At 71.5% G+C, this 6000-nt stretch carries 6 protein-coding genes and 1 pseudogene; 2 read left to right on the top strand and 5 right to left on the bottom strand.

Features of this window, described 5'->3' with window-relative positions; genetic code table 11:
* The 4 genes and pseudogenes from LX15_RS23040 to LX15_RS23025 form a co-directional block, all read right to left on the bottom strand.
* A pseudogene (locus LX15_RS23040) lies at positions 1-266 on the bottom strand (IS982 family transposase); the annotation flags it as partial.
* Positions 267-1226: 960 nt separating this feature from the next.
* Positions 1227-1625: an NUDIX hydrolase gene (locus tag LX15_RS23035; RefSeq protein ID WP_253671726.1), complete on the bottom strand. Its 399-nt coding sequence runs from the start codon at positions 1623-1625 to the stop codon at positions 1227-1229.
* 142 nt (positions 1626-1767) lie between these two features.
* On the bottom strand, positions 1768-3153 hold the full coding sequence (locus tag LX15_RS23030) for a glycine--tRNA ligase (protein WP_253671716.1): 1386 nt from the start codon (positions 3151-3153) through the stop codon (positions 1768-1770).
* A gap of 231 nt (positions 3154-3384) precedes the next feature.
* A complete protein-coding gene (locus tag LX15_RS23025; protein WP_372502780.1) occupies positions 3385-3984 on the bottom strand; it encodes a class F sortase in 600 nt (199 codons plus the stop codon).
* Positions 3985-4501: 517 nt separating this feature from the next.
* On the opposite strand from LX15_RS23025, the gene LX15_RS23020 reads away from it, so the two are divergent.
* The gene (locus LX15_RS23020) at positions 4502-4837 is read left to right on the top strand and encodes a hypothetical protein (protein ID WP_253671715.1); all 336 of its coding nucleotides are present in this window, start codon (positions 4502-4504) and stop codon (positions 4835-4837) included.
* A gap of 10 nt (positions 4838-4847) precedes the next feature.
* Here the strand turns inward: LX15_RS23020 and LX15_RS23015 are convergent, their stop codons facing one another.
* Positions 4848-5231, bottom strand: coding sequence for an antibiotic biosynthesis monooxygenase family protein (locus LX15_RS23015; RefSeq protein ID WP_253671714.1), 384 nt, complete (start codon positions 5229-5231; stop codon positions 4848-4850).
* A gap of 18 nt (positions 5232-5249) precedes the next feature.
* Between LX15_RS23015 and LX15_RS23010 the strand changes: the two genes are divergently transcribed.
* On the top strand, positions 5250-5525 hold the full coding sequence (locus tag LX15_RS23010) for a hypothetical protein (protein ID WP_253671713.1): 276 nt from the start codon (positions 5250-5252) through the stop codon (positions 5523-5525).
* Positions 5526-6000: the final 475 nt, after the last annotated feature.

Here is a 6000-nt window from a genome sequence, read left to right as displayed (position 1 = left end):
TCCTTGACCAGAGGCAACGCGGCGCGCAGGCGGCGGTTGTAGCCGGACTGGCCCGGCAGGTCAGGAAACGCCCCGGGCAGGTGGTCAGGCACGAACCGCAGCCACCGTGCCTCGGAGGTGAACCCGAGCAGCGCCTGGGCCACCGCGAGGGTGATCAGCTCCGCATCGGTGAGCTTGGGAGGTCGGCCCCACCGGGGCCTGCCAGCCAGGTAATCGTCGATCTTGACGTAGAGTGCGGTGAGAAGGGTGTTCAGGTCGGTCGTCACAAACTGATCTTGAGCACTCTTCGTCCGTCTCCCGGCACCACCCCGGACTTACGCATTACTCGTCTAGGCCGTGTCCGGTCATTGATCTTGCGGTGCGTCGTGGTGAGCTGACCGAACAGGCGTGAGCACGGATCGAGCCGTTGCCGCCCATGGCGGGACCTGCCCGAACGCTCAGGGCGATGACAGTCGGTCGACGACCGGTTCCAGCGTGGACAGGCGAACCGCGGGCTGAGCGCGGTTACCGGAAGCACGCGGCGGGTTCGCGACAACGGCCACCGGCAGGGTGGAGCAGACCACCAACATGGACTCCACCGTGATGCGGGCGCACCAACACACCACCGGAACGACGAAAGGGTGGGCTGCGTCGGCCGCCGCGTCAGCCCGCGAAGCGCCCAGCCCCCACGCCAGGGCTGAGCACCCAGACGCACCCGGCCCGCGACCAACACGGCCCACCACTGCCCCTCGTGCTCACCCCCGGCCAGGCCGACACCGCGCCGCGCGTCGACGATCTGACGGCCGACATCCCCTGCCACACCCGGCCTGGACACATCCACACCCACCCAGACCGGGTACGGCCAGATCGATCATGCTCTGGTAAGAGGTCGCGATCTTGTCGAACCGGGTCGCGAGGGCACGGAACCGCGTGAGACGGGTTGACGCACCGCTCAACCGCAGCGCGGCGGTGGTAGGCAGTGCGGTCGAACGCCGGTGGGCGCCCCTGTCCGGCTGCGGCGCAGCCGGTGGGCCTGCTGGTCCCGGCGTTCGGGAGTCGTCGCCTGAGAGATGCCGTCGGCGCAGGTGGGAGCGGATCGGCTGGGGTAGCCGTTGTCCGCGCTCACCCGGCTCGCCCCGGGTGGCGGGTCGGCCCGGAGTGGTCAGGGTTCCGGTGCGTGACCACCGCCAGAACCGGTGGTCGACACCTCTTCCACGGCCCGCGCGCGGGGCCGGGGCCAGGCAGGGCTAGGGCCGGCGGACGAGTCCGGCGGCCACCATGTGGTCCAGGATGATCTGGACCACCCGGGACGCCCGGTCGCGGTCGCCGTAGTCCAGCCAGGCCAACTCGGCGATCTCCGCGCTCGGGGCGAGTGTCCCCTGGTAGTCGGCGGTGTAGCAGGTCATCCGCACCAGCACGTCGGCCTGCCGCCCGTGCGCCTCGGCCTCGAAGGTGCCGAAGTGCTCCGCGCTGGACCGGTCGATCTCCACGGTGAGCTCCTCGCGGACCTCCCGCGCCAGCGTGTCCAGGTCGGACTCACCGGCCTCGCGCTTGCCGCCCGGGAAGTAGAAGACGTCCTTGCCGTGCGACCGGGCGGCCAGCACGCGCCCGTCGGCCAGCAGGACCCACGCCACCTTGTCGATCACTCGCGTCGGTTCCACCCCGGCTCCCTCCGTCCTCGGCACACCCGGCTCCCGACACGCCGGAGGGGCCCCGTCCCCGGGGCCCCTCCGGCGGTCGTCGTCCCAGCGGCAACCCAGGTCTCAGCCCAGGCCGCGGCCCTGTGTCTCAGCAGCCCAGCAGGCGCTCGCCGAGGTAACGCTCGATCTGGTCCATCGACACCCGCTCCTGGGACATCGAGTCCCGCTCCCGCACGGTCACGGCGTGGTCGGTCAGGGAGTCGAAGTCCACGGTGACGCAGAACGGGGTGCCGATCTCGTCCTGGCGGCGGTAGCGACGGCCGATCGCGCCGGCGTCGTCGAACTCGACGTTCCAGTGCCTGCGCAGCTTCTGCGCCAGGTCCCTGGCCTTCGGCGACAGCTCCGCGTTCCGGGACAGCGGCAGCACCGCCGCCTTCACCGGGGCCAACCGCCGGTCCAGGCGCAGCACGACCCGCTTGTCGACGCCGCCCTTGGCGTTGGGCGCCTCGTCCTCGGCGTAGGCGTCGAGCAGGAACGCCATCATGGCGCGGCCCACACCCGCTGCCGGCTCGATCACGAACGGGCGGTAACGCGAGTTGGTGGCCTGGTCGAAGAACGACAGGTCGACGCCCGAGTGGTTGGAGTGCGTCGTCAGGTCGAAGTCGGTGCGGTTGGCCACACCCTCCAGCTCACCCCACTCCTGGCCGCCGAACTGGAAGCGGTACTCCAGGTCGACGGTCCGCTTGGAGTAGTGCGACAGCTTCTCCTTGGGGTGCTCGTAGTGCCGCAGGTTGTCCTTGTTGATGCCCAGGTCCAGGTACCAGCGGGTGCGCTCGTCGATCCAGTACTGGTGCCACTCCTCGTCGGTGCCCGGCTCGACGAAGAACTCCATCTCCATCTGCTCGAACTCGCGGGTCCGGAAGATGAAGTTGCCCGGCGTGATCTCGTTGCGGAACGACTTGCCGATCTGGCCGATGCCGAACGGCGGCTTGCGCCGGGACGTGGTCTGCACGTTCAGGAAGTTGACGAAGATGCCCTGCGCGGTCTCCGGCCGCAGGTAGTGCAGGCCCTCCTCGGACTCCACCGGGCCGAGGAAGGTCTTCAGCATGCCGTTGAACAGCTTCGGCTCGGTGTACTGGCCGCGGTTGCCGCAGTTCGGGCACGGCACGTCGGACAGGTCGCCCTCGGCGATCTCCTTGCCGGTGCGCTCGGCGTACTCCTCGGCCAGGTGGTCGGCGCGGAAGCGCTTGTGACAGGAGGTGCACTCCACCAGCGGGTCGACGAACGCCTCGACGTGGCCGGAGGCCACCCACACGTCGCGGGGCAGGATCACCGAGGAGTCCAGGCCCACGACGTCGTCGCGGCCCTGCACCACGGTCTTCCACCACTGCCGCTTGATGTTGTCCTTCAGCTCGACACCCAGCGGACCGTAGTCCCATGCCGACTTCGTACCGCCGTAGATCTCCCCGCACGGGTAGACGAAGCCACGGCGCTTGCAGAGGCTGACGACTGTCTCGATCCGATCGGCGGGCACGGACGCTCCTGTGGTGATGACTCGACTCGGCGGTGCGGTCAGGTCGCGCGGACGCAGGTCCAGCAGGCTTGACATACGAGGAGGACAGCCTACCCGGTCGCGACCGCCGCCCACGCGCGGCCGCCCGCGCCCGACACGCCCGGGCGCCGACCGGAGGGGCGGCTCCGTGCCCACCGCCCCGCCGGCCGGCGTCGGCGCGGGAGGAGCGCGGGAGGAGACGGGCGGACCAGGTCAGGCGGCGGGCTCGGCCACGACGATCCGGTTGTCCCGGTAGCCGTCCGTCCCGCCGACGTAGTCCCCGCCACAGGTGACGAGCACCAGCCGGTGCCTGCCGTCCTGGCCGAACAGCGCCTCGGCCCGTGCCGGCAGGTCGTCCTTGTGCACCGTCACGATCTCGCTCACCTGGTAGGTCCACCGCCGGCCCGAGGTGTCGACCACCTCCACCCGCTGCCCCTTCTCGGCCCGCCACAGCTCGTCGAACGGCCCCTTGGCACCCTTCCAGTTGACGTGGCCGGCGAGCACGGAGGCCCCGGCCGGCGCGCCGAGGCCGGCTCCCCACCAGGTGGCCTCGTCGAGGCCCTCGGGGATCGGCAGCGTGCCGTCCGCCGTGACCTCCCGGCGCACCAGCCGCGCGGTGCCGCCCTGGGCCAGGCGGACCGTTCCCGGCTGTTGTCCCCGCACGGTGGTGGTCGTGGTGGCCTCGGCCTCCGCCGAGGGGGCGGAGGGGTTCGCCGACTCGGACGCCGCCGAGGGCGATGTGCTCCGGTCCACCAGCACGAAGGTGGTGACGCCGGCCGCGACGAGCACCGCGGCGGCCAGCGCGAGGAAGATCCAGGCCTTCCGTCGCCTGTTCGGCCTGTTGGGCTCGGTTGGCCCGCTCGGCCCGCTCGGCGGCGGCCCGGCGGATAACGCGTCGTCTCCGGTGTTGTCGTTCGTGGTGTTCACAGCGCTGTTCTGCCCTCCCCTGGTGGTGCGGGCGGTAGGGACACGTCCGTCGTGTCGTCCGTCACGGCTCACGGTCGCGCTCGGCCCGAAGGCGTCGACCCCGGTGTCGGCCCAGACCTGGTGGGACCGTCTCGGGTTCTGGCCGTGTCCGTTCTGACCGCCCCGACCGCTGGTCACCCCACCGAGGGTCGCCCTCCGTGACGCTGCGTCATCGTCCGTGACGGGAGGGACCGTAGTTCAGCCGGGCGCACCGGCGCGAGGACGGTTCCCCAGGGTCATCCGATCGGGGCAGTCGGCGACCGGGCCGGGTCCGCGGCCCGCCAGGAGGGCAACACTGGCTGGCACGGAGGTCGACGCCGGAAGACGCTCGGCGACCAGGGCGCGCACCAGCGAAGGAGGGGCCATGACGAGCATGCTCGACCACCGGCCCGCCGAGAGCCACCACCACACGCACGGGCCCGGGTGCGGGCACGACGCCGTGATCCACGGCGACCACGTCGACTACCTGCACGCGGGCCACGTCCACCGGGAACACCGCACGGACGAGGGAGTGCACTACGACGAGTGCACGGACTGCCAGTGCGAGCACTGCGCCGACGCGTGCGCCGTCTGCAACTGCGCCGACTGCGCGTGCCCGACCTGCAACCACGCGAAGTGCGAGTGCGCGTCGTGCTCGGACTCGTGCGCGCACTGCTCCTGCGCGGACTGCACATGCCCGACCTGCCGGCACGCGGCGTGACGCGACCGCGCTACCGGGGCGGGACCTCGGGGCCGGCGGCCTCGCCGATCCGCACCGAGCCGGAGTCGGCGGCGAGCAGGCTCTCCCGCCGCTCGACGGACCCGCCGGACGCGGCCGCCACCACCTCCAGCACGGACGCCTCGTCGGTCAGCGCCTCGGACAGCAACGGGACGACGTGCTCCCGCACCGGGAAGGGCGACAGGGCACGCCGGTAGGCGACGACCGACTCGAACTCGACCACCAACACCCAGCGCGCGGGGTCCTCGGTGGCCCGCCCGAGCCGGCCGCCGAGACAACCCGGCTGCGCGGTGAGCAGCTCCAGCGCGGTGCGGGCCCGGGCGGCGAACCGCTCGGTCTCCTCCGACGGCACGGCGAACCGGCAGACCAACAGCACCCTGGCATCCTGCCCGTCATGGACCGACAGCGATCGACGAGGGCCCCGCTGCTACCGGGTGACGGCCCGCTCTCCCGCGTCCCGCCAGTGGTCGCGTTCCTGGTGGTGTTCGGGTTGTTCGGGCTGGGCGTGTGGCTGCGGGGTGTGGTCGGGGCCGTCCTGCTGGGCGTCCTGACCCTGCTCGTGTTGGCGCTGCTGGTCGCCACGTGGCCGCGGCTGCGCCCCGCCGAACGGCTCGGCCGGGTCCTGGTGATCGCGGTGCTGGTGGGGGTCGCGGTGTCGGTGCTCTTCTAGCCCTGCCCGTTCTTCCCCGCTCTTCCGTCGGCATCCCGATCTTCGGCGGCGCGATCCGGGCGGGTAGGCGTCGTGGCGGGCGCTGGCGGGGTCTCGGTGGGTTGCCACGCCGAGTGTTGTCGCGGTTGTCACGCGATGTGTCGTCCAGTCCGGTGTGCGTCGACTTGTTCGGTATTTGTCGCTCACTCCGGTGCGCGCCGTGCTGTTCGGCGTGTGTTGCCCTGTTCGGAATTTGTCGTTCAGTCGGGTGCGCTGCGCACTATTCGGTATTCGTCGCCGAGTCCGGTGTGTGCTGCCCTGTTCGGTGCGTCGTCCTGACGGGTAGGGGCAGCCCCTTGGACGTGCGGGGATCGCCCACGTGGTCCTCACCCTGCCCGGCGGGGCCCTGGTCGTCCCCTCGATGTGCGGGGATCGCGGAGGCGCGGCCGCGCCGCCCTTGACCGGTCGGGGCCGCCCCGTTCGGTCGTCCTGTTCT

Source organism: Streptoalloteichus tenebrarius (genome assembly GCF_024171885.1).
GTDB lineage: Bacteria > Actinomycetota > Actinomycetes > Mycobacteriales > Pseudonocardiaceae > Streptoalloteichus > Streptoalloteichus tenebrarius.
Note: the sequence above shows the minus strand (reverse complement) of the source record. Positions and strands in the feature narration are given on the sequence as shown.

Excerpts from the sequence above, each read along its gene's own strand:
- LX15_RS23020 (WP_253671715.1), top strand. The coding sequence starts at position 4,502 with ATGACGAGCATGCTCGACCACCGGCCCGCCGAGAGCCACCACCACACG.
- LX15_RS23010 (WP_253671713.1), top strand. The coding sequence starts at position 5,250 with ATGGACCGACAGCGATCGACGAGGGCCCCGCTGCTACCGGGTGACGGC.